The sequence below is a fragment of the Acinetobacter lwoffii genome, from assembly GCF_015602705.1.
Taxonomy (GTDB): Bacteria; Pseudomonadota; Gammaproteobacteria; order Pseudomonadales; family Moraxellaceae; genus Acinetobacter; species Acinetobacter lwoffii_E.
Genome location: NZ_CP059081.1, coordinates 1,880,417 through 1,903,436, shown reverse-complemented (window position 1 = coordinate 1,903,436; position 23,020 = coordinate 1,880,417). Strand labels below are relative to the sequence as shown.

Annotated in this window: 21 protein-coding genes, 1 tRNA gene and 5 pseudogenes; 18 read left to right on the top strand and 9 right to left on the bottom strand. The window is 43.0% G+C overall.

The features are described 5' to 3' along the window. Positions 1-8: 8 nt before the first annotated feature. The 3 genes from H0S56_RS09195 (at position 9) to H0S56_RS09185 (ending at position 2,620) form a co-directional block, all read left to right on the top strand. Positions 9-2,003, top strand: coding sequence for a transglutaminase family protein (locus H0S56_RS09195; RefSeq protein ID WP_195724895.1), 1,995 nt, complete (start codon positions 9-11; stop codon positions 2,001-2,003). A 47-nt stretch (positions 2,004-2,050) separates the two neighbouring features. Then, a tRNA-Val gene (locus tag H0S56_RS09190) sits at positions 2,051-2,127 on the top strand. Between the two features lie 175 nt (positions 2,128-2,302). After that, positions 2,303-2,620 carry a hypothetical protein gene (locus H0S56_RS09185; protein WP_004730048.1) on the top strand — a complete coding sequence of 106 codons (318 nt, stop codon included), beginning with the start codon at positions 2,303-2,305 and terminating at the stop codon, positions 2,618-2,620. A gap of 629 nt (positions 2,621-3,249) precedes the next feature. Here the strand turns inward: H0S56_RS09185 and H0S56_RS09180 are convergent. The 3 genes and pseudogenes from H0S56_RS09180 to H0S56_RS14330 all read right to left on the bottom strand — a co-directional run. Then, the gene (locus tag H0S56_RS09180; protein WP_195724894.1) at positions 3,250-4,194 is read right to left on the bottom strand and encodes a sensor domain-containing diguanylate cyclase; all 945 of its coding nucleotides are present in this window, start codon (positions 4,192-4,194) and stop codon (positions 3,250-3,252) included. An 859-nt stretch (positions 4,195-5,053) separates the two neighbouring features. Beyond that, complete coding sequence (locus H0S56_RS09175; protein WP_195724893.1) at positions 5,054-5,344, bottom strand: hypothetical protein; 291 nt, start codon at positions 5,342-5,344, stop codon at positions 5,054-5,056. A gap of 81 nt (positions 5,345-5,425) precedes the next feature. Next, positions 5,426-5,667 (bottom strand): annotated as a pseudogene (locus H0S56_RS14330) (S24 family peptidase); the annotation flags it as partial. Between the two features lie 167 nt (positions 5,668-5,834). On the opposite strand from H0S56_RS14330, the gene arsC reads away from it, so the two are divergent. From arsC to H0S56_RS09145, 6 genes are all read left to right on the top strand, one after another. Further along, on the top strand, positions 5,835-6,269 hold the full coding sequence (arsC, locus tag H0S56_RS09170; RefSeq protein WP_195724892.1) for an arsenate reductase (glutaredoxin): 435 nt from the start codon (positions 5,835-5,837) through the stop codon (positions 6,267-6,269). 208 nt (positions 6,270-6,477) lie between these two features. Next, positions 6,478-6,798 carry a metalloregulator ArsR/SmtB family transcription factor gene (locus H0S56_RS09165; RefSeq protein ID WP_004646559.1) on the top strand — a complete coding sequence of 107 codons (321 nt, stop codon included), beginning with the start codon at positions 6,478-6,480 and terminating at the stop codon, positions 6,796-6,798. A gap of 6 nt (positions 6,799-6,804) precedes the next feature. Further along, positions 6,805-7,278, top strand: coding sequence for an arsenate reductase ArsC (locus H0S56_RS09160; protein WP_195724891.1), 474 nt, complete (start codon positions 6,805-6,807; stop codon positions 7,276-7,278). A gap of 5 nt (positions 7,279-7,283) precedes the next feature. Further along, complete coding sequence (gene arsB / locus H0S56_RS09155; protein WP_004730035.1) at positions 7,284-8,324, top strand: ACR3 family arsenite efflux transporter; 1,041 nt, start codon at positions 7,284-7,286, stop codon at positions 8,322-8,324. Positions 8,325-8,328: 4 nt separating this feature from the next. After that, positions 8,329-9,033 (top strand): arsenical resistance protein ArsH, encoded by a 705-nt coding sequence (arsH, locus tag H0S56_RS09150; protein ID WP_005262099.1) that lies wholly within the window; start codon positions 8,329-8,331, stop codon positions 9,031-9,033. 141 nt (positions 9,034-9,174) lie between these two features. Continuing rightward, positions 9,175-10,236 carry an ArsO family NAD(P)H-dependent flavin-containing monooxygenase gene (locus H0S56_RS09145; RefSeq protein WP_195724890.1) on the top strand — a complete coding sequence of 354 codons (1,062 nt, stop codon included), beginning with the start codon at positions 9,175-9,177 and terminating at the stop codon, positions 10,234-10,236. Between the two features lie 114 nt (positions 10,237-10,350). Here H0S56_RS09145 and H0S56_RS09140 read toward each other — a convergent pair whose 3' ends face one another. The 4 genes and pseudogenes from H0S56_RS09140 to H0S56_RS09125 all read right to left on the bottom strand — a co-directional run bounded on the left by H0S56_RS09140 (position 10,351) and on the right by H0S56_RS09125 (position 13,985). Continuing rightward, complete coding sequence (locus tag H0S56_RS09140; protein WP_195724889.1) at positions 10,351-11,334, bottom strand: potassium channel family protein; 984 nt, start codon at positions 11,332-11,334, stop codon at positions 10,351-10,353. Positions 11,335-11,508: 174 nt separating this feature from the next. Then, a pseudogene (locus H0S56_RS14515) lies at positions 11,509-11,655 on the bottom strand (IS5/IS1182 family transposase); the annotation flags it as partial. Positions 11,656-11,938: 283 nt separating this feature from the next. Continuing rightward, positions 11,939-13,318, bottom strand: coding sequence for a sensor histidine kinase (locus H0S56_RS09130; protein WP_004730032.1), 1,380 nt, complete (start codon positions 13,316-13,318; stop codon positions 11,939-11,941). Then, positions 13,311-13,985: a response regulator gene (locus H0S56_RS09125; RefSeq protein ID WP_184104100.1), complete on the bottom strand. Its 675-nt coding sequence runs from the start codon at positions 13,983-13,985 to the stop codon at positions 13,311-13,313. Before H0S56_RS09125 ends, H0S56_RS09130 begins: the two co-directional genes overlap by 8 nt. A gap of 108 nt (positions 13,986-14,093) precedes the next feature. On the opposite strand from H0S56_RS09125, the gene dsbD reads away from it, so the two are divergent. The 4 genes and pseudogenes from dsbD to H0S56_RS14480 all read left to right on the top strand — a co-directional run bounded on the left by dsbD (position 14,094) and on the right by H0S56_RS14480 (position 18,012). Then, positions 14,094-16,031, top strand: a complete 1,938-nt coding sequence (gene dsbD, locus H0S56_RS09120; RefSeq protein WP_195724888.1) for a protein-disulfide reductase DsbD — start codon at positions 14,094-14,096, stop codon at positions 16,029-16,031. Continuing rightward, the gene (locus tag H0S56_RS09115; RefSeq protein WP_195724887.1) at positions 16,028-16,876 is read left to right on the top strand and encodes a TlpA disulfide reductase family protein; all 849 of its coding nucleotides are present in this window, start codon (positions 16,028-16,030) and stop codon (positions 16,874-16,876) included. The genes dsbD and H0S56_RS09115 overlap by 4 nt, the downstream gene beginning before the upstream one ends. A 19-nt stretch (positions 16,877-16,895) precedes the next feature. Continuing rightward, the gene (gene dsbG, locus H0S56_RS09110; protein WP_195724886.1) at positions 16,896-17,636 is read left to right on the top strand and encodes a thiol:disulfide interchange protein DsbG; all 741 of its coding nucleotides are present in this window, start codon (positions 16,896-16,898) and stop codon (positions 17,634-17,636) included. Positions 17,637-17,700: 64 nt separating this feature from the next. Continuing rightward, positions 17,701-18,012, top strand: a pseudogene (locus tag H0S56_RS14480) (YidH family protein). A 9-nt stretch (positions 18,013-18,021) separates the two neighbouring features. Here the strand turns inward: H0S56_RS14480 and H0S56_RS09105 are convergent. Further along, a complete protein-coding gene (locus tag H0S56_RS09105) occupies positions 18,022-18,330 on the bottom strand; it encodes an ArsR/SmtB family transcription factor (protein ID WP_005251415.1) in 309 nt (102 codons plus the stop codon). A gap of 120 nt (positions 18,331-18,450) precedes the next feature. Between H0S56_RS09105 and H0S56_RS09100 the strand changes: the two genes are divergently transcribed. The 4 genes and pseudogenes from H0S56_RS09100 (at position 18,451) to H0S56_RS09085 (ending at position 21,011) form a co-directional block, all read left to right on the top strand. Then, positions 18,451-18,867 carry a YeeE/YedE family protein gene (locus H0S56_RS09100; RefSeq protein ID WP_005400072.1) on the top strand — a complete coding sequence of 139 codons (417 nt, stop codon included), beginning with the start codon at positions 18,451-18,453 and terminating at the stop codon, positions 18,865-18,867. Position 18,868: 1 nt separating this feature from the next. Beyond that, positions 18,869-19,285 (top strand): DUF6691 family protein, encoded by a 417-nt coding sequence (locus H0S56_RS09095; RefSeq protein WP_005400071.1) that lies wholly within the window; start codon positions 18,869-18,871, stop codon positions 19,283-19,285. 2 nt (positions 19,286-19,287) lie between these two features. Then, positions 19,288-20,160 carry an MBL fold metallo-hydrolase gene (locus tag H0S56_RS09090; RefSeq protein WP_195724885.1) on the top strand — a complete coding sequence of 291 codons (873 nt, stop codon included), beginning with the start codon at positions 19,288-19,290 and terminating at the stop codon, positions 20,158-20,160. Positions 20,161-20,228: 68 nt separating this feature from the next. Continuing rightward, a pseudogene (locus H0S56_RS09085) lies at positions 20,229-21,011 on the top strand (sulfite exporter TauE/SafE family protein). A 168-nt stretch (positions 21,012-21,179) separates the two neighbouring features. Here H0S56_RS09085 and H0S56_RS09075 read toward each other — a convergent pair. After that, positions 21,180-21,710: pseudogene (locus tag H0S56_RS09075) on the bottom strand (IS982 family transposase); the annotation flags it as partial. A gap of 220 nt (positions 21,711-21,930) precedes the next feature. On the opposite strand from H0S56_RS09075, the gene H0S56_RS09070 reads away from it, so the two are divergent. After that, positions 21,931-22,968, top strand: coding sequence for a metallophosphoesterase (locus H0S56_RS09070; RefSeq protein WP_005262073.1), 1,038 nt, complete (start codon positions 21,931-21,933; stop codon positions 22,966-22,968). Positions 22,969-23,020 lie beyond the last annotated feature (52 nt).

Genomic DNA, 23,020 nt, shown 5'->3' with positions numbered 1-23,020 from the left:
GTAAATTCATGATCAATGCAAAAATCCGTACCTCGATTGTGCTGACTTTGGGCCTGATTCTCATCGCCCAGATGGCATTTATTCCGGTTCTACTCAGTATTATTTTTGCGATTAGTATTGTATGTATCTGGATTTTCCTGAAACGTCAGCAGCCATTTCCCAAAACGGGCACTTTTCTACTGACGGCTTTGGCACTCGGCAGTATTTATTTGAGCCATCATAGTTTTATTGGTGTTGAGGCTGGGGTAGCAGTTTTATCTACTTTTTTATTTGCCAAATCACTGGAAAGTAAAAATAAACGTGACCTGATTATTCTGTTTAATTTTGCCCTGTTTGTCGCTGCCAGTTCATTCCTATATAGCCAATCTTTTGGGATGGCGATCGTGATTGTGCTGTGTTTAATCAGCTGTTTGATTGGCCTGTACCGGATTCAGACCAGTGAGTTTGAACAGGAGCAGACTACTCAGCGCGCAGCATTGCAACAGGATGCCAAGCATGTGGGCAAGTTTATCTTGTACGCCGTTCCATTTTTCATTTTACTATTTATTTTCTTTCCGCGCTTGCCGCCACTTTGGCATATTCCCATTCCTGAAAATAAGGGTATGACCGGCATGAGTGACAGTATGTCACCTGGGGATATTGCCGAATTATCCCAATCTAGTTCACTGGCTTTCCGGATTATTGGTGATGTCGGCAAGCTTCCGCCGCGCTCAGAACTCTATTGGCGAGCTTTAGTGCTAGATGAATATGATGGGCAACGCTGGACCAGCAGTTTCGTCAATCAGCAGCCTTTAATGCGACAACCGATGGATACTTCACCTGTACCTACAGGCTGGAACTACCAATATCTGGCTGCGGATCCTTCGGTGTTCTGGATCATGGGGTTGGAAAAATCGATACCTGTGGAACGCCGTTATTATAACCGTCAGGATTGGAGCATTGTGCCGAGACGGCTCACGCAACGTGTTGAACCGATTTCGTTACAATGGATCGGGACAGAATATGACCCTCAGACTTTGCCAACGCAATATATCGAGCGAACGAATACTCAGGTGCAGCGCCGGCTTGACCCGCGAGCGCAACAATTAGCACAACGTCTATATGCGCAAAGTGCGGAAGATCCTCGGCGTTATGTACAGAAAGTCTTGAATTGGTATCGACAGAATAACTTTGTTTATACCCTGAAGCCGGGCCAATTGGGGCAAAACCGGATTGATGAATTCCTGTTTAATTCCCGTCAGGGATTTTGTGAACACTATGCCTCGAGTTTCGTGATGTTGATGCGTTATGTCGGGATTCCTGCACGGGTGGTCACCGGCTATCAGGGGGGGGAGTTGGCACCAGATCGCATGAGCTGGGAAGTCCGGCAGCTCGATGCGCACGCCTGGACAGAAGTCTGGATTGACCAGAAATGGCAACGCTTTGATCCAACCGCAATGATCACTCCACAGCGTATAGATGATGGTATGCAAAATCTGCTTTCTCAGGATGCATGGGTATCGGCAAATCAGTCGATCTGGAACTCGCAGCATAATCTATGGATCACCAAACTACGTGTTTGGAGCGATTATGCCAGCTACCAATGGCAAAGTAAGGTGGTGGGTTATAATGCAGAATCACAACAGAGCTGGTTATCAAAATTAGGACTCGGTTCAGTTTATTCGAGTGTCATAATTTTACTGGGCAGTATTGCACTATTGATTTTGGCCTATATCTTCAGAATTTATCTAAAAGCCCGACAGGCGCAATCTCCATTTGATCGTGCGATTCAACAGCTGAATCAATCTCTAACTGATCATCTCAAAAAACAGCCTGCAGAAACTTTTCATCACTGGATGCAGCGTTTATCTCAACAGGTTCAGATTGAAAACCAGACTGCCTTTATTCAAGCTATACAGGTTTTTGAAAAAAATCTTTATTCGGGAACCCCAATAACTGAACAAGAATTGAAAAAATTCAAGGATTTGCTTAAAACTTGCGCGGACGTTTTAAAAACTAAATGAAAAGGCTTGTTTTCGGTCGGAAAAATTTATAATATGCCAAGCATTCTAGGTGTATAGCTCAGTTGGTTAGAGCGCTACGTTGACATCGTAGAGGTCAGCAGTTCGAGTCTGCTTATACCTACCAAGATTCTAAACGTTATGTTATAAGGGTTTTAAGCGAAAACAGTAGCTTAAAGCCCTTTTTTAATGCCTTGAGTAAAGTGAGCCGTTATCCGCACTATCTGCAAAACCCGTATTTTATGCAGTTATTGCCGTTAAACTTACGTCAAGTTTACGTCAAGAATTTTGGAAATTACGTCATGAAATTACCCAAGCCCAGAAAGCGCGGTTCGGCCTACTACATTGAACTAATGATCAATGGAAAACGTTCTTCAGCAACTCGTGATACCGCAAAAGAATGTGAGCAAGGGGTAGCTCAAAAGATGCTTGAAGCGAAGGTCAATCAGATGGCGGAAGACTTGAGCATAAAACAGTACTATCCCTTCAAAACACTTTTTCATAAATACTATGATGAGCATGGCCGTAAACTTCGCGGATCCAAATACGTCAAAGAACAATTAGCGCCGTTTGATGAAAAGTTTGGTGCACTGGCAGATATGTCTATTCATGACATTTAGCTTAAATATTTCAGCTCAAAGTGCCGCAAATTAATAAATTGATTGAAGTGCTGCACTTGCGTTGTACTCGGCTGGAATAGGCTGATCAGCCACAGGCAGATTCGCAGTGTAGGTTCAGTCAATTTTTTATCACGCACAGCGCTTGCTTCATGCTAGATGACATCTTCTAGGGTTTGCGCATCGTAAGATGTTGCTGATGCTGATATGCCTTAAAGAAGAAAGGTAAGAGCAGATAGATCTGTATAAATGTTTGGGCCTGCAGCATTTCGGCTTGTATGACTTTTTTACGTTGGTCACTACGGCGCTCGCTGGCGAACTTAAGGTTTTTTGGCATGGACTTTTATTATTTTTATAATCAGTCTTCATGATAAAAGTAAATTGTTGATCCTAACCGTTTGATCAAAAACCTGGGAATAAACTGCAGGATTTTTGTTGGAAAAGTCGCAATTTTGATAGGGCTAAGTGCAGAATTAAAACGGATTAAAGCTCTTAATAATATGAAAAATAATAGTTTTTATTTCAAAAAATCTCTAGGGTTTTCGGTTATATTGAATTATTTCAATAGTACATCTTCAGATTGTAGATAAGGCCTTACCAGATACAAAGACTGCATCGGGTAAGTAGTTTAATTAATGGCTACTCGATTTGACCATAACTTTATTCTGATACATCTTTGCATCTGCTTCTTTGATAGCTTCAGCTAACCCAAAGGTTGGATTACGCATTGCAAAGCCAATTGCAGCACTAATTCCAACTTTTGTAAAAGTATTTTGAATTCTTAATGCAAGCTTCTTCGCATGCTCTAAGTTAGTTTCAATGGTCATCACAGCAAACTCATCACCCCCTAAGCGAGCGATAATATCATTACTACGTACCGTGTTTTTGAGAGCTAAAGCCATTCTTTGAATGAGCTCATCACCTGCAGCATGACCCAGAGTATCATTTGTGATCTTAAGATCATTAAGGTCTATCATAAGAATAGCAGTAGGGTGACCATAACGCTTACAGCGCTCTTCCTCTTTGATAATAAGCTCATCCCAAGCACGACGGTTGAAAAGTCCAGTCATTGGGTCGGACATTGCTTCTATTTCAAAACGCTCAGCTTTACGTATGTACTCAGCAGCTTTCATATCAGCTTGAATCGTATAACTGAGTACCTTTGCTATCAACTCGAATAATGGAGCATCTTCAACAAGAATTTTAGGTTGAGGTTCGGGATCAATTGCACATAGAGTGCCAAAAAGAGAGCCATCTTCTTTATACAGAGGTTGGCCGATATAGGCTTTAATTGAGACTAGGTGATTTATAGGTGCATCTGCGTAAACTTGAATATCAGGTGAATAGGGAGCAATACGAGGCATATTACTTTGTACCATGTGTGAGCAGAATGAGTCTGCCCAATGAAATACTTGTCCGGGCTTAACGTTATAGCCATTATCTTCACTCAATAATACAATCCAGTCGTCACCCTCAGTACGAGTAATCATCCACAATTTGAAGCCAAAGCGTTGAGATAAGAATTTTAAAATGGCTTGGCCAGCTTCTTCAAAGTTCTTAAAGTTAATATTATTCATGAAGTGAACCTACTGCAACAGTAAGAATATATATGCGAAATACTCAATATATGAGTAATTCTTATAAACGGGAGCCTAAAATAGGTATTATATAGAAATGTGTGAAATTTATACTAAAAATAATACTTAAAGAAATTTATTTTTATAATGAAATTTAAAATTAGCCTGCGGTTAGAAATACCAAGATGTAATTTTCTTATTACTTATGAAAAAATGCAATCACTGCCATTATAGCTGCGATATTCATAAGTATTAGAAATATATAAAAAGTCATAATGAATCGAAGCTACCAAAAAATTTTCAAAATTATAGTTCTAAAGAAGCATTTTAAATGTATCTTAATTATTAACAACGAAAGGAAATTGTAAAGTCGAAAGGAAAAGTGTCTAACCCTTTATATTATAATAATATTTATATTAATTTAGTGATTTATCCAAATCATTCAACAGTTTATCTTCATTGTACGCATTGGGGGGGACAATCTTATAAGAGCTGGTATATAGTTTCCTTTAAATTTTTTGGGATAAGCTTCACATATAAGAAAAAATATAAAGTTTATTGTTATTTAACTTTGAATTATATAGAGAATCTTATAAAAGAGAACTCGTACATATCGGATTGTTTAATATGAACTTAGAAAAATAAGAGATTAAAATCATGTCATCGTTTCTAATAATTATAGGATTTATATGATGTTTTACAGGGATAATTTTTAGACCACATATTTCCCATAAAAAGGTCAAGAATTATATGGCTGCAAAAGCTGCTGGCTTCTTATGTATGTTACCAGGAGTATTTCTATTTTGTCTTAGATCTTATTTAACATAAATCCCCACGCTAGGGGGACTCGATTCTAGTCTTAAAAAACTTCGTAATTACATACTTCTATTCTTGAAATAAAATCGAGAGGCATTGTCAGTCTCTCAGCTGTAATAGTTTCAAAATGAACCCAGATAGCAGCATCTCTATTCTCAAAACTAATACTTACAAGTTTAACTAAGTCGTAAGGTTCAACATTATGAGTCAAGATAATATTATAGAGGTGATCTGAGCGTACGTACGAAATAAGCATTTGATGGATAGTTAATTGCTCTTTAGTGCTTAACTCACTGTAATTACTTAGTTCTGGTAAATCATTTTGAATATTCACTTCAATCCTTAACAATCTTAAATTTTCTGTAGAAAACGGCGATTTTATCAATTTAGACAACGCTGAATATATTGGCTTTTGTTAATTCTTTCTAAATCTTGTTCTCGCTCGATAAACATAGCGTATACAGTTAACTACCTGACCTACAAATATACATTGGTTGTTTAACTCAATAATATTTGGCTTGAACTCTGGACTTAGAGCCTGAAGATATCTTTTTCCATTTGTCTCAATAACTAATTTTTGAAAGTAGCATCATCACCGTAACGAACCATAATAATGTCATCAGATTGCATGTCTCCGTAATAAGCATCCGGATCAACTGGACTGCTCCCAGTATCCTAGACATAAGACAGCCTCATTTTGAAACTGTTTCCAATGGTTTTAGAGTCCTCATCTCAGATTTTATTCATAAAGCACATATATTTTATATTGCGAATATGCGTATATTCATATATAAAACTATGACTCATTGATAAGAGGGAAGCTCATGAATCAAATGCCAAAAGTCCAAATTTATCATAACCCGGCCTGTGGCACCTCACGCAATACGCTGGCGTTAATTCGCAATGCGGGAATTGAGCCGGAAGTGATCGAATATCTGCTTACGCCACCCTCGAAAGATCAGCTGGTCAACATGATTCGGGATGCCGGTTTGACGGTTCGTGAAGTGCTCCGTGAAAATGTCGATCTCTACACCGAGCTGAATCTGGATGATGCCGGCTGGAGCGATGAGAAACTGCTGGATACCATGCTGCAACATCCGATCCTGATCAATCGCCCGTTGGTGGTTACCGAGTTTGGAACCCGATTATGCCGTCCATCGGAAGTGGTACTGGATATTCTGCGTTTGCCACAATTAAAAGCCTTTGCCAAAGAAGACGGTGAAATCATCGTGGATGAACAGGGCAATCGGGTAAAATAAAGTGTCCCCCCATGCGAAAAAGCTTCAACTTGATTGGAGCTTTTTTATCTGAAAAACACATTGACGATGATCTATATCGGAAAAAGCGGGAAATTGTTGAAGCGAGCGCTTTCTGGTAGGCATATTCTGATCTGGATATCATTTTTGACAGGTCATCTTTACCATATATATGGATATGTGTATATTTGCATAAAAAATGGGAGCAATTATGGACCACGTTCAGTTTTTTAAATGTTTATCTGATGAAACACGTCTCAGTATTGTCCTGCTAATTGCACAAAACAAAGAGCAATGCGTCTGTGATCTGACCGATAAACTGCAGTTAAGCCAGCCGAAAATTTCACGTCATCTGGCCTTGTTGCGGTCTTGTGGTTTACTCAACGATCGCCGGCAAAGCCAGTGGGTGTACTACAGCATTAATCAGCAATTGCCGGCCTGGTGTTTTGAAATTCTGGACGTGCTAAAAGCTAGTGAGGTTCCGGTTTTATTTGATTCTTCCGCTCTATCGATTCAGAGCCATTGCGAGTAAGTTTTCATGAAATTTTTGTTTTTATGTACGGGGAACAGTTGCCGCAGCATTCTCTCTGAAGTGTTGTTCAATAGCCGTGCGCCAGAAGGCTGGGTCGCTTACAGTGCCGGCAGCAAACCTTCCGGTCAGGTGCATCCCTTGACGCTTGAAACCCTGCACAATCTGGGCTTGTCGACTGAAGGCTTATCCAGCAAAAGCATTGATGCCTGTGAACAGTATCAGCCAGACGTGGTGATTACCGTCTGTGATGCGGCTGCACAGGAAGCGTGTCCTCTTTATCTTGGCGGAGCGATCAAGGCGCACTGGGGCCTGTCTGATCCGTCCCATTTAGAGGTGGATAAAGAAGAAAAAATGCAAGCCTTTATGAGCACTGTTGAACATATCAATCGTCGCCTGGATGCTTTGTTTAAACTTAACGTAAATGAGCTTTCTCGCTCGCAATTGATTGCAGCGATTAATCAAATTTCGAATGTTGAGTAAGTCACATGTCTGAAAAACGCATGTCCTTTTTAGATCGCAACCTGACGCTCTGGATTTTTATTGCCATGGCGTTAGGCATCGCCATAGGAAACTTTTTTCCTCAAGCATCGGTTGCTCTGGATCAATTCAGTATTAATTCAGTCAATATTCCAATCGCGATTGGTCTGATTCTGATGATGTATCCACCCCTGGCAAAAGTGGATTATGCGACCTTGCCACAAGTGTTTAAGGATAAAAAGACCCTGACGCTATCTTTAATTCAAAACTGGTTGATTGCTCCGGTACTGATGTTTGCGTTGGCTGTGATTTTTTTGCATAGCTATCCAGAGTATATGACAGGCGTGATCCTGATTGGTTTAGCTCGATGTATCGCCATGGTATTGGTGTGGAATGGCCTGGCCTGTGGTGATAACCAATATGTTGCAGCATTGGTGGCGTTTAACAGTATTTTCCAGATTTTATTCTTCAGTACCTACGCCTGGTTATTCCTGACCTTCCTTCCGCCATATTTTGGTATTGAAGCTCAAGTGATCAATGTTAGCTTTTGGACCATTACCCATGCTGTTCTGGTTTATCTTGGAATTCCGTTCTTATTGGGTTTCTTAACGCGCTTAATTTTGGTGAAACAAAAAGGCGTGGAATGGTATCAAACCAAGTTCATTCCAAAAATCAGCCCGCTGAGTTTAATGGCTTTGCTGTTTACGATTTTGGCGATGTTTAGCTTAAAAGGGGGTGATGTTGTGAGTCTTCCACTGGAAGTTTTACGCATTGCGATTCCTTTAATCATTTACTTTGTGGCCATGTTCTTTATTAGCTTCTTTATGAGTAAATGGATGGGCAACGATTATCCAAAAACTGCTGCAATCTCATTTACTGCGGCTGGAAATAATTTTGAATTATCACTTGCAGTCGCCATTGCAACTTTTGGTATTGCTTCGCCGGTTGCTTTTACCACGATTATTGGACCATTGGTTGAAGTACCTGTGTTAATTGCTTTAGTGAGTGTTTCACTGTGGCTAAGAAAGAAATATTTTAAAGAGGCTTGATACGATGAACCTGCCTAACGTAGATCTAAATCTTATTGAACAACCCACCTTTGAAAAAGTTCAAGCCAAAGAACTAGCTCATCCTCCTCGGATTTTGCTGCTCTATGGGTCTAATCGGGAACGTTCTTACAGTCGCCTTGCAGTTCTTGAAGCCGGTCGAATTCTTGAGTACTTTGGGGCTGAAGTAAAAATCTTCCATCCCAAAGGACTGCCTTTACCGGAAGATGCTGATACTGAACATCCAAAAGTAAAAGAACTGCATGAGCTTCTGGCATGGGCTGAAGGTATGGTGTGGTGTTCACCGGAACGCCATGGTTCTATGAGTTCCATCTTTAAATCCCAGATTGACTGGATTCCTCTGGCAGGGGGTGCAATTCGTGCCACTCAGGGAAAAACCCTTGCCTTGATGCAAGTCAGTGGGGGATCACAGTCCTTTAATAGTCTGAACCAGATGCGTGTTTTGGGGCGTTGGATGCGGATGATCACGATTCCAAATCAGTCTTCAATTCCAAAAGCATTCCTGGAATTTGAAGAAGATGGACGAATGAAGCCATCAGCATTCTATGACCGGATTGTCGATGTGATGGAAGAACTGTATAAGTTTACTTTACTAACCCGTGGGCAAAGTGCTTATTTGACCAACCGTTATTCGGAACGCAAGGAATCGGCTGAAGAGCTTTCCAAACGGGTAAATCAGCGTAGTTTATAAATTCTAGGTGATCAGAGAGACTGAAAAGTATCTTGAGCAATGGAAGGCTAATTTAAACGCTTGAAAATTTTATGAAATACGCCCAGTCTGATAAGCAGGCTGGGTTTTTATTTGATGACAATAAAGAAGGGGGGAAATATTTTGGCTCAATTACAAGCTGAAGTTGATGTGATCATCATCGGTGGTGGACAGGCCGGTTTGTCCACGGCTTATTTCTTAAAGCGTAAGAACAGTCCGTTTATCATCCTAGATGATCAGCCTCAGCCTGGAGGTGCCTGGCAGCATGCCTGGGAGTCCTTGCGCCTTTTCTCCCCGAATAGCTGGAGTTCGCTGTCAGGCTGGATGATGCCGGCGACCGAACAGACCTATCCGACCCGCAATGAGGTGATCGATTATTTGACCGCCTATGAGCAGCGCTATCACTTTCCTGTAGTTCGTCCGGTGCGTGTGGAACGCGTGGAAAGTAAGGGCCAGTATTTAGAGGTTTATGCCGGGGAACAATCCTGGAAAGCCAAAGCGGTGGTAAGCGCTACAGGGACATGGAGCCAACCATTTATTCCCGAGTATGCCGGCCGTGAGCATTTTCAGGGCGTACAACTGCATTCCGCAGATTATAAAAATGCTGAGTTATTTAAAAACAAGAAAGTCATGGTGGTGGGTGGCGGTAACTCTGGTGCACAAATCTTGGCAGAAGTATCTCAGGTGGCCGAAACGCTTTGGATCACCCAGACACCGCCGCAGTTTCTGGCAGATGATGTCGATGGCCGTGTCCTGTTCTTAAGGGCGACTGAGCGCCTGAAAGCCCAGCAGGAAGGTAGAAAGATTGAGCAGCCCATTGGGGGGTTGGGTGATATTGTCATGATTGATTCAGTTAAAGATGCACGTGAGCGAGGCATTTTGCAGAGCAGGCGTCCATTTTCAGCTTTTACAGAACATGGCGTGATTTGGGAAGATGGCAGCACAGCGCATGTGGATGTGGTGATCTGGTGTACAGGATTTAAGGCGGCGCTGAATCACCTCAGCAGCCTCGGAATTATCCAGCCGGACCAGACCATTGCGGTTCAGAATGGCCGCTCTGTTCAGGTACCAAATTTATGGCTGGTGGGCTATGGAGAATGGACCGGTGCTGCTTCGGCCACGCTGGTCGGGGTTTCCCGGACAGCTCGGGCAGTAGCGGAAGACATCGCTGCATTTTTGGCCTGAGAGGATTTGATCCTGATTCAGTCGAGTGGATTGAGTGAATAGTATCTGTCTGCAACGAGCGTCATACCCGATGGTCTGATGCTCGTGATGATACGCTTGCATTGACGTTCGAATTTAATCAGGTAACTTATGCCCACAATGTGGACAGAAGAAATATTTGTTTTTTTCCTGCTCGAGTTGTTCTTTCTTACGCTCATGAATAAGTTCTAACAGGATATCCTGCATTTGTTCTTTGCTCAGTCCGACTTCTTTACGTAAAATTTCAATTTTTTCTTGATCTTCAATTAAGTCAATTTCTGCATCATCGAGCAGTTCACGAAATCTTAATTCCAGTTTGTGCTTGCGCTGTCTCAGCTCATTGGCCAGACCATTTGCCAGAATACCCGCAGGAAGCGCTGCCAGACCCACCCCTAAAATAGTAATTAAAGCCCCTAGAAAGCGGCCTAAGGGGGTGATTGGTGTCACATCGCCATAGCCGACCGTGGTCAGTGTCACCACTGCCCACCACATGGATGCAGGGATGGAGCTAAAGACTTCTGGTTGAGCCTTATTTTCAACCACATATACTCCAGCCGCCGCGATGATGATCATGATCAGCAGGATAAAAATAACCGCCTGAAATGAGCCCTTTTCGCGCTTGATCACCCGCAATAAAATCTGCAGGGAGACGAAATAACGGGTTAATTTGAGTAATCTGAATAATCGAAGGATTCGCAGGAAGCGTAAATCGAGATGCACAAAGAAGTTAATATAGGCCGGGAGAATCGCCAACAGGTCAATGATGGCACCGCCACTACGGATCCATAACCATCGGTTTTTCCATGCACCTTCAAAAGGGTCTTTTTCCGCAATGGCCCAAAATCTTAATAAATATTCCAGGGTAAAAATAAAGATCGAGAATAATTCAAAGGCATCAAACAGCAGCTGATAGGATTGATAGAGGTCATTGATTGATTCAAGTAAAACGGCAGCAGTATTCCCAATAATCAATATAATCAGAAATATATTGATGACGCCACTTAAGATGCTTTCGTGTTCTTCATTATGCAAATTGTCATAAATAAATCTGCGAAGCTTATACCAGGCCTTGAATTCCATAACAGTGCATTACGGTGCGATAAGATGCTTTGAGTTTAGCGCAAGCCCGGCCATCGAAAGGAAATTTTTAAAAAATTAATCAGAACTGTGGGGTGGTGATTATCCTGGATTTTTAGGGCTAAAGCGAGTGTGCACGACTCTAAAATCCCCAAAGCATTCTGGTAAATCTCACTACGGAATACTTGAACGATACCGATACAATACTGCTTCAACAAATACCCTGTTGTCTTTGGCAGTTACTCAAACAGTACTTGCTCGTCCGGGCAACAGATCCTTAATCTGTTCCCACTGATCATCTCTTAATGCATAGCGTTTAGTCATGAAAAAATAATGAGGACAGATTAGATTTTTTTAAGCTAATTGGTGACAGGCCTAGTTGCATCAAGTGATCTTTTTTCTCTGGCATTTTTGTTTTCATAGAGGGGTCTTATTATTTTTATACCTGTTTCTATGCTAAAAATTAAAAGTGCGTTGTGATCGCCTGATCATAAACTTGAGAATACAGAGAAGGTTTTTGTTGAAGAAAAAGTTATTTGTATAAACAAAGGAAGTGATTTGAATTGGTGATATCTTTATTGGATGTTGAAAAGTAAGAATTTTTATTTCAAAAAATCTCTAGGGTTTTCGATTGTATTGAATTGATTTCAATGCGAAGCCCATAGGGCTGTCGGGCATTGAAAGAGAGCTGATAGCCATACTGTTTTAACAGGTTAGCGGTCAATGCCAGTCCTAAACCATGGCCGTGCTGCTGAGCAGATTTGCGCCAGAAGCGTTGTCCTAAATGTTGGATATCCTGTGCTGTCAGTTGCTGTCCATCATCTTCAATCACTAGGCAACCAGACTGCATGGAAATCCAGATATGGGCAGCCTGTGCATGCAGCAGGGCATTTTCAAGCAGATTTTTCAGTACGGTATACAGCACAAATTCAGGCAGCTGAATTTCGCCCAAGTTGTCCCAGTTTACTTGTATTTTTTTGTTCATTTCTGGATAGCGTGTACCTAAGTCTGCAAGAACTTTCTCAAGTGTGGGGCGAAGCCAGATGGCCTCAGGCATTGCCTGGATACTGTTTTCTGATTGGGTCAGCAATAAAAGCTGCTCGAGTAACAGCGTATAACGCCGGATACTCTCATTGGCCTGCTGCAAATTATGCTGAATGGATTCAGGCAGGTGCTGCTGCTGACCGATCAGCTGGGCCAGTTGTACATGGGTTTTAATTGCAGTCAGGGGACTGCGTAATTCATGTGCAGCATAGGCACTAAAGGCTTTCTCCTGTTGCAGACTGTCATTGAGTTTTTGAATCAACTGCGTGGAATTGTTGACAAAAGGCTGTACTTCTTGGGGAATACTTGCAGGCTTGAGCTGCATTAAAAAATCTGCCACCTCTGAATAGCTAAGGTTTTTCTGGTTCAGGTATTGACTGAGCTGATCCAAAGACCGGAACTGTCTGCGGATAATAAAGATGATCAGGGCAATACAGATCAGCAGTGAGAAGACCAAGGGAATCAGTACGGACTGCAGAATCTGCTGTAGTAAGGTATCCCTCAAGAACATACGTTCTGCTGCCACCACCTGAATATCGCCACGACGCAGAACATAACTGCGCCATTCCGTATCACCCTGCTGCCAGGTGCTGAATCCTTCTGGTCGCTGGCTTAAATTTTGGGGGGCACCGCGTGTTTTGGCAATCACCTGATTACCTAACGAGATGTCAGAGCTAAAAAGAGAAACTTCACAGGCAATTAACTGGTTTGCATCATCATTCTTGGCTAATTTGGATAAGGTTGCATCCCCTAGACTATCCAGCGGTAACTGCTGAATCAGCCGGGCAACCATTTGTGCAGATGCCGATAAGCGTTGATCCAGTGTGTCTTGTAAACGCTGTTTCAGGTCAATATACAGCCATGAAAATACTGCACTCCACAGCACAATAAACACGGCCAAAAGACTCATGACCAAACGCCATTTCAAGCTGTGACTAAACATGACGCTGCTCAAACGGTTTGAAAATATATCCCACACCACGAATGGTCTGAATTAAATCTGGATGCAGTTTTTGTCTCAGGTGATAAATGTGTACATTCAGGGCATTGCTCTCTATAGAGTCCTGAAAACCATAGAGCTTGTCAATAAGCTGTTCATTTTTCAGGATCTGGTTGGGGTGGCTCATCAGGGTTTCCAGCAGGCTGAATTCACGGCGAGATAAATTCACGGTCTGGTCTTGATAGATCACAGTCTGGGTATCCCGATTCAGAACCAGTTCATCAAATTGCAGGGTATTGGAGGCAAAGCCGCGGTGGCGACGGGTGAGGGCATGAATCCGGGCAATCAGTTCCTCCAATTCAAAGGGTTTGGTCAGGTAGTCATCGGCACCAGCATTCAGGGCCTGAACACACTGATCGGTCCGTAGCCGTGCCGTCAATACCAGTACCGGGAGATCAATCTGGTCGCGTCGCCAGCTGTGCAGCAAGTCCAGGCCATCCTGATCGGGCAGGCCTAAATCCAGTAAACACAAATCGACTGCACTATGCCGGATAAAATAATCTGCAGCACGTGCGTGACTGACATGCTCCACTGAAATATTCAGATAGTTCAGAGCAGCACAAATGCTCTGTGCGATATAGGGATCATCCTCAACCAATACAATAAACATAGAACATCCTGATCAAACTGCCATTATTTTATAAATGATTTGGGCTGTTAATGTTGTCTTAATTTTAGTTTTTCAATAATGCAGTCCTAACAGGAGGAGATCAGCTGGATGTTGAAGTGGATATTGGGTGCCGTGATCGGCGGTGGAATCATGACGGGAACTGTACATGCAGACTTTTTACCACCGGATCAGGCATTTCAGTTTCAGGTGGTTTCTACAAGCCAGGATCAGGCAGAGCTTAGCTGGAAAATCGCAGAGGGTTATTACCTGTATCATGACCAGCTTAAAGTGTCTCATCAGCAGACCCCAGTCAAGTTGGCACTGCCCAAACCCGAAGACAAAGACGACCCCAATTTCGGTTTGACCCAGGTCCATTATGGGCAAGTCAAAACCAATCTGAATGTCCAGCCCAACCAGCAATTTGTGGTGCAATGGCAGGGCTGTGCAGAAAGCGGTTTATGTTATCCGGTGCAACGCACCACAGTAAAAACTGATGCAGATGGTTTATTTCCAGCGCAAAACCTGAGCAAAACACCAAAACTGCTGGCCAGCACTGCACAGCCAGAAGCAAATGACAAGATTCTGACCGCCCAGAAAGATAAACTAGAGGCTATAGGGAAAATTCCAAGTGCAGATCAAGCACTGACTGAAGAAAAGGTGGAGAAAGTGCAAGTCGCTGCAGTTTCCGACCCTGTGGTGCAGCCTGAGACGGGATTAGCAGAGAAAAACGACCAGCTCATTGCAGACCCTAAAAATCAAACTTCGTCAGCAGGCATGAATAGCCAGTGGAACAATGACCAGTATTTTTTAAGTTTGCTGTCGGAACAAGGTCTGTTAATTAATGCACTGATTTTTCTCGGGCTTGGCATTCTGCTGGCATTTTTACCGTGTTCTTTACCTTTAATTCCAATTTTAACGGGAATTCTGGTCCAGCAGCACCGGGGCTACCGTGCTGCACTGATTGCACTGGTCTTTGTTTTCGGTATGGCACTGGTGTATGCGATCATGGGACTTGCTGTGGCACAGCTCGGTTACAGTTTTCAGCGCTGGTTTCAAAGTCCCGTATTCATCAGTATTTTTAGCATTCTGTTTGTTTTGTTCGCGCTCAATCTGTTTGGAACATTTCAGCTGTCCTTACCCCAAGGAATGTTACAGCGGCTGGATCAATGGCAGCAAAAGCAGAAGGGCGGCACGCTGATTGGTGCTGGTTTCATGGGGATGATCGCCGCACTGATTGTAGGGCCATGTATGAGTGCACCGTTGGCCGGTGCCTTAATCTATGTGTCTCAGCTCAATCAGCCGATACTGGGCGCCAGTTATCTGTTTGTCTTAGGCCTTGGGCTGGGCTTGCCGCTATTTATTGCTGCCGTATTTGGGTCCCATCTTTTACCCAAACCTGGCATCTGGATGGATCGCCTGAAGTTCAGTTTTGGTTTTGTCATGCTGGCTCTGGCCTTGTATTTCGCCCGGCCCCTATTGCCCGGCATTTTATACCTGAGCCTTTTGGGGGTGGTACTGATCACCTGTTCAGGCTACTTCTTGTTCAAGATGCTGCCCCATGTGCATCGGTCTGTATCGAAAATAGTCCTGATGCTGCTCAGTGGTTTACTGGTCTATGCAGGAGGCATACAGCTCTATCATGTCTGGAGTCAGGTACAGGTGGCCCATGTAGAATCACGGCTTGAATGGCAGAAGGTCAGTACAGCCGCAAAATTACAACAGGTTTTAGCCAAACATCCTGCACAGCCGGTGGTGATTGATGTCTATGCAGACTGGTGTGTGGCCTGTCAACCGATTGAAAAGGAAGTGATTCCACGTAGTGATGTCCAGGCGGCTTTACAAAATGTGGTTCGTATCAAATTAGACCTGACCCACTATCATCCAAGTCAGGATGAGCTGCTAAAAGAATGGCAAATCCTCGGTCCACCCACTTTCATATTTTTAAATGCAGCGCATCAGGAGCAGCGTGAGTTGCGCTTGACCGGAAGCTTTAGTGCGGCACATTTACTAGGCACATTGCAGCAACTACAAGGGGAGCAACCATGATGATTTCCAGTGATGCGCTGCATCTGGGACCTTTGATGTTGCCCTGGACACTTATTATTGTTGCCACTGGCTTGATGCTGTTATCTGCCCTCCTGTTTGGATTAGCCAGAAAGTATTCATGGTCTAAACAGCTGCTTGGACAAAGTCAGGATTTGCTCTGGAGCAGTTTTTTGCTAGGGATGCTGGGTGCACGTCTTGTTTTCGTTCTGCTCAATGCCGAGCTGTATTTTGCAGCACCCATCGACATACTGAAAATCCAGGACAAAGGTTTTCATTTATGGGGCGGGGTGCTGATTGGTACTTTGTGGTATGTCATTCGAAACAGACAGCTGCAGACCCGATTCAAAGCCATCTTGTTGCTCATATTGGTACTCTGGATCGGGCTTGGACTCGCGTTCAAATCCAGTCTAAAAACTGAAGCAGCGTTTCCTGATCTAGCCTTTGCTGGACTAGAACAGGAGCGTCTGGGTACAGACAAGATTCCACTCAGCCAATTCGTTGGCCAGCCCACGGTAATTAATTTGTGGGCGAGCTGGTGTCCGCCGTGTCATCGCGAAATGCCGGTGTTGGCCAAAGCAGCCAAGCAATATCCTCAAGTGAATTTTGTCATGCTGAATCAGGGTGAGGAGGTAGCCACCGTAAATGCCTATTTAAGAAAACATCAGTTTCAATTTAAACATGTCCTGCTGGACCCATATGGTGAACTGCCACAGCAGATGAATAGTTTTGGCCTGCCAACGACGCTGTTTTTTAATGCTCAAGGCCAGCTGGTCGAGCGGCATATGGGGGAACTCAGTCCGGCCATGTTGCAGCAATATTTAAACAGAATTTCAGATCAACCTTAAAAAAACGGAAGGACTTAGTATGAACAAAATTTACCGGGTGCTTGGTGCAGGCATGTTCCTGATCATGAGCATGCATACGCAGGCAAATATTAAACAGCATATTGAAAAACAGGGTTTTGTGTTTGTAAAACAGATTCCGGCACCGCAAGGAATGACCGGCTGGGTAGGGCATGAAGACCAGTACTCCAATACGGTATTTATCTCCCACGATGACAAATATTATATCAAGGGCGAACTGTTTGACGCACAAGGGAAAAGCCTGTCCAATGAGCAGATTGAAAAGCATATGAAAAAAGCGGTATTGGACGATGTCTGGAAAACCCTGGAAAAATCGACCTGGATCCAAGATGGCAAGCCAGATGCACCACGTGTGGTCTATGTCTTTTCCGATCCGAATTGTCCATATTGCTATAAATTCTGGCAGGCGGCTCGGCCTTGGGTCGAATCAGGCAAGGTACAGCTGCGTCATATTCAGGTCGGTGTGATCCGTGAAGAAAGCCGTGGTCAGGTGGCAACATTGTTAATGTCGAAAAATCCAGCAGCAGCTTTTAATGATATAAACAAGAATAAAGGCAAAAAGCAGCTCAAGAAAATGGCAAAGATTCCTGCAGAAATTGCTGCAAAAATTGATGCCAACCAGGCCCTAATGGGGAAATACGGCTTTTTCTCCACACCGTCGATGGCCTGGAAAAATAACCAGGGTGAATTTAAATCTACTCAAGGCCTGGCGATGGACGTCAAAGAAATTTTTGAACAATAAGATCGGATGAGATATGTCCACTTTGGATCATCCACGGGTATTGTTTGCTTTGGAATGAACCACTCTGGCATGAAACCGGAATGGTCTGACATTAATTGCATTTGGTTTTGTGATTGAAAAATCCAACCGGCTATTGTAATTAGTCGATCATGAACGTTATGCATAAAAAATAGCCTATGCACAGTGGATGGGGATTGCGGTGATTGTGTTTTACATGTTGGTGAATATCGCCTCAATCCTGCAATATCGAGGGGGATGGACATCACTGGGACCGCCGGAATTTATTGAAGGTTATTATACCCAGCACCCCGTATGGCTAAACCTGTTTACTGCTTTTAGCGGGCTGCTTCTGATCATTTCTTTTTGGCTGCACTAAGAAGGAGGGCTAAGCGCAATACAGCTCGTACAGCTTTTGCATTAGGCTCAAGACCTTGGGATCACTCAGACGATAGAAAATCTGTTTACCCTCACGTCGGGTGCTGACCATGTCGGCCTTACGCAGTACAGTCAGTTGTTGTGAAAGTGTAGGTTGATGAATATCCGTAGATTCTTCAATTTCCTGAACATTCATTTCCCCATCCACCAGGACACATAAGATTTTCAGGCGATCAGGATTGGCCAAAACTTTCAGGCATTGGCTGACGAAATCGACTTGAGAAAAATCAATTTTGGCATTTTCAGCAATCATATCCATAAATGTCCTCACAACTTTTGATGTAGCCCGTGCAGTTTACATAATTTACCATAAAACTGCTTGATTAATATTTTTCATTATATAATATAAAAAAGTATATTATGTAGGGATTAATTCATCATGCATGACTTCCTCATCGCATTTATTGGCGGCTTAATGCTCGGGCTTTCCGTAGTTGGTTATCTTTACGTCAATGGCCGTATTGCAGGAATCAGTGGTTTGATTGGGCAGGTATTAAACTCAAAAACCATGTTTAAAACACCTGCAATCTGGTTTTTATCAGGCTTGATTCTCACACCGTTTATTTATGGTCTGTTTGTACAACCTGAAATCGAATTGAATGCCAGCCCACTGATGATGATTGTGGCAGGTCTGCTGGTGGGTTTTGGGACGCGCTTAGGTTCGGGCTGTACCAGTGGTCACGGAATTTGTGGCATCAGTCGCATGTCTAAACGTTCTTTCATCGCGACCATGACTTTCATGTTTGCAGGTTTTGTCGCTGTTTATATTATCCGTCATATCACAGGAGCATTCTAAAATGAAAAATCTGTTTGCCTTTTTATTTGGTGCACTGTTCTCTGTGGGGTTGATGGTATCGGGTATGTCCAATCCGGAAAAAGTACTCGATTTCTTGGATCTGTTTGGTGACTGGGATGCCAGTCTGGCCTTTGTCATGATGGGCGCGATTGCGGTGGCCTTTATTCCTTTCCAGAAAGTATTACGTACGGCACAACCGAAAACAGTATTTAATGAACCTATTGATTTACCTAAAAATAATCAGATAAATAAGAAGCTGATTACGGGTGCGGTTTTATTTGGTGCAGGTTGGGGCATTGCCGGCATCTGTCCGGCACCAAGTTTTACCTTGATCGGTTTGGGCCACTATCAAGTGCTCTATTTTATTGTAGCAATGCTGGTGGGTGTATGGATTCACCGTAAATGGTCAGGAGCTTAACGATGTCAAACTTACCTATAGTAAAAGATTTTTTTCACGAAGATACCAATACCTTCAGTTATGTTGTACGTGATCCTGCGACCAAAGCCTGCGCCATTATTGATAGCGTTCTGGATTATGATCCGGCATCAGCAAGTACATCAACTATTCATGCCGATAAAATTATTGCCTATATTAAAGAGCAGGATTTAACGGTTGAGTGGATTCTCGAAACCCATGTACATGCTGATCATCTGACTGCTGCACAATATCTCAAAGCTGAGTTAAGTGGCAAAATTGCCATGAGCCAGAAAATTGGCATTGTACAGGAAACCTTTGGTGCGATTTATCATCTGGATATTAAACAATGGAATGCCCAGCAGCTCTTTGATTATTTATTTGAAGATCATGAGTCGTTCCAAATCGGAACATTGAAAGCCTATAACATTCCAACACCGGGACATACGCCTGCTTGCCTGAGTTATGTCATCGGTGATGCGGTTTTTGTGGGTGATACCCTGTTTATGCCAGATTATGGTACAGCACGTTGTGACTTTCCGCGTGGCAGTGCAGAACAGCTTTATGATTCGGTACAAAGCCTGTTTCAGTTGCCAGAAGATACCCGGGTTTTTTTATGTCATGACTATTTGCCTGAAACACGTGAATCCTATGTGTGTGAATCTGATATACAGACACAAAAGACACAGAATATTCATATTCATCAGGGAATCAGTAAAACTGAATTTGCTCAGATGCGCAACCAGCGGGATTCAGGACTGAGTATGCCTAAACTGATTTTACCTTCGATACAGATCAATATGAAAGCAGGGCAGTTTCCTGAGCCAGAAGAAAATGGTGTTTCTTACCTCAAGCTTCCTCTTAACTACTTCAAATAAGCTTGTGTCGTGATTCAACAAAAAGTTCAACCTTTATTGAATCACTTTTGTGGATAAGGGAGAGGGCGATGTGGGCATTAATACTTGAAGGGCTGGTTTATCGGAGTGCTATTGGGTTTGACTGGTGCCGGTGGCGGTATTCTGGCTGTACCGGCACTGATGGCGAGTCAGGGTTGGACCGTGGCCCAAGCTGCGCCGGTGGGATTGCTTGCAGTCACGCTGTCCGCCTTGGTCGGAACGTTCGAGGGTTTGTTCAAGCGTATTGTGCGTTATCGTGCTGCGCTCTGGATCGCGCTGATCAGTATTCCTTCAGCCCGTTATGGCGTACATCTGGCTGATATCGTTTCTCCGGTCTGGCTAACGCTGGCTTTCAGTCTGGTGATGCTGATTGTGGCTTACCGGATCTTCTTTAATAAAGTGACCGATCATGGCAATGCACCGTGCAAGGTCAATCAAACCACCGGTCGCCTGATCTGGAATGTCAAAACTGCTTCGTTCCTAGCAGGTATTGGTGTCGTGGCAGGTTTATTAACCGGTCTGTTGGGGGTGGGGGTGGTTTTGTCATTGTTCCAGCCCTGCATAAATTCACCGACCTTGATATGCGCAGTATCGTTGCGACTTCCCTGATGATTATTTTTCTGATTGGTGGGGTGAGTATTTCTGCACACGTGCTGGATGGCTTTCAATATCCTGTTTCGGTTACGCTGACTTTTGTTCTGGCCTGTATTGCGGGGATATTAATTGGACGCAGTCTGATGCAGCGGATTGACAGTAACAAGGTACAGAAAATATTTGCCACTACCGTGGTTGGGGTAGCGATGTATTTAATCTATTCAGCGCTCATGGGCTAAATAGCCAGTTGGAAATTTAAACTCAAACGCTTTCAATCTACCTGAGCATCGTTTATACAAAATATAATTTTAATGGCCGAGGAAGAATGAAAATGATGAAAACTGCAGAGCAATTGATCCAGAATGCAAAAAGCCGGATTCAGGAAGTCAGCGTAAATGAACTGTTTGAAGCGATGCAAAACCATCAACCAATTGCTCAACCATTTTTATGTCAGCAACATGTCCATTCGATAAAGCAGAACAACTAATTTCACCAAATTGGTTCATCACGATATGTAATTTACAGCCATAAAACCAACCCATAGAACTTTTGCCACGTGATGCGATTTGGGCTAATGATTTATGGCATTGAATACGTTGATTTTTACAAACAGGTAGCGTTGTTGAATCAATCTATAAGTATTGTTTATCTTTGCCTTTCATCAAAGCTACATACAGGGCATGTAGTGCTAATTCATGCCTATTGATCAAATGAATCATGCGTTGGTAGCAAGGCAAGTGCTTAAATAAAAAGCTTTTATCCAGCTTTAGCCATGTAAAAAAGGCTTTGAAATTATTGAAATGAGAACATTTGTACCAAATGGTGATAAAGCAGATTTCTGAAATTGTGAGCTGAGCATTTCTGATTCTTAGAGAATGATGACTTTGTTTGAGGAACTTCCAATAAGTTGCTTCAAATTTAAGAAAGAAATCATCAATTAAGCAGAATCGGTACTATTGAACATCAGGACTAGACTTGTGAGTTTGGTTTGGTAACTCAACTGATGGCTCTAGTCCTCTTATTTTTCAAGTCAATTTCTTATCCGTGATTCGGGTTAAATTATTTAAATGATGATTCATTCTGTATTCATATCTTCATAAATTTAAAGGATACTTATTAGGGATATATTCTGTTTTAGACTTAATTCAGGATGCATAAATGAAGTACTCATTTATACAGCAGGCTTTCACTGGTCCCGTGGATATCGTAGGGGATATTCATGGTGAGATTGCCGCGCTGGAACAACTGATCCAGGTATTAGGTTATGACCGGAATGGTCATCATCCAGAACAGCGCAAACTAATTTTTGTCGGTGATCTATGTGACCGGGGGCAAGACAGTGTTGCGGTGATCAAACGCGTCAAACAGCTGGTAGATGAAGGCTATGCACAATGTGTGATGGGTAATCATGAATTGAACCTATTGACCGATACTTTGCGGGAAGGCAATGGCTGGTTTTTTGGTTCACCGCATCAGGATGATCTGAAACCTTTTGATTCGATCCAAGCCTCAATCAAAGATCGACAATGGATTCTGGATTTTTTAAATAGCTTACCGTTGGCCTTGGAGTCGGAGCAGCTGCGTGTTGTGCATGCCTGTTGGCATCAAGGATCAATTGATCAATTACGCAATTCTGGTTTTACTTCGCTTGGCGAAGCCTATGCTGATTTCGTTCAACATACAGCGCTGGATCTGCAAGCCTTAGGTATTAATGAATTCATCCAGATAGAGCAGCAACGCTACCAACACCAGTTCAAAGACCCGGCTGCAACTTTACCTTTATTGCAACATCTCGCAGAAAAAGAGCTACGTGAGCAAATGCACAATCCGATTCGGGTCATTACTTCTGGTGCGGAAAAAATCGCCTTAGAACCGATTTATGCCGGTGGAAGGTGGCGGATGATCGACCGCGTGCCATGGTGGGACAGCTATACCGACCAAATTCCAGTCATTACTGGACATTATTGGCGGAACTTTAAATCTACTGAAGAAAAAACCGGTTTACTCAAATCGATCGATGCACTGCAATGGTATGGACAGCAACAAAACGTATTTTGTGTGGATTATTCAGTGGGTAAACGCTATCTCGATCGTCAACAGGGTGTCGCGTTCAGACATCGACTCGGCGCCTTAAGATTTCCAGAAAATATCTTGAGCTTTGAAGATGGCAATCAGTATTCAGTTCAGCGGTTCTGAGAAAAGGCAATTTTCTGATACAAAAAAAGCAGCTTTTCCAGCCGCTTTTTTA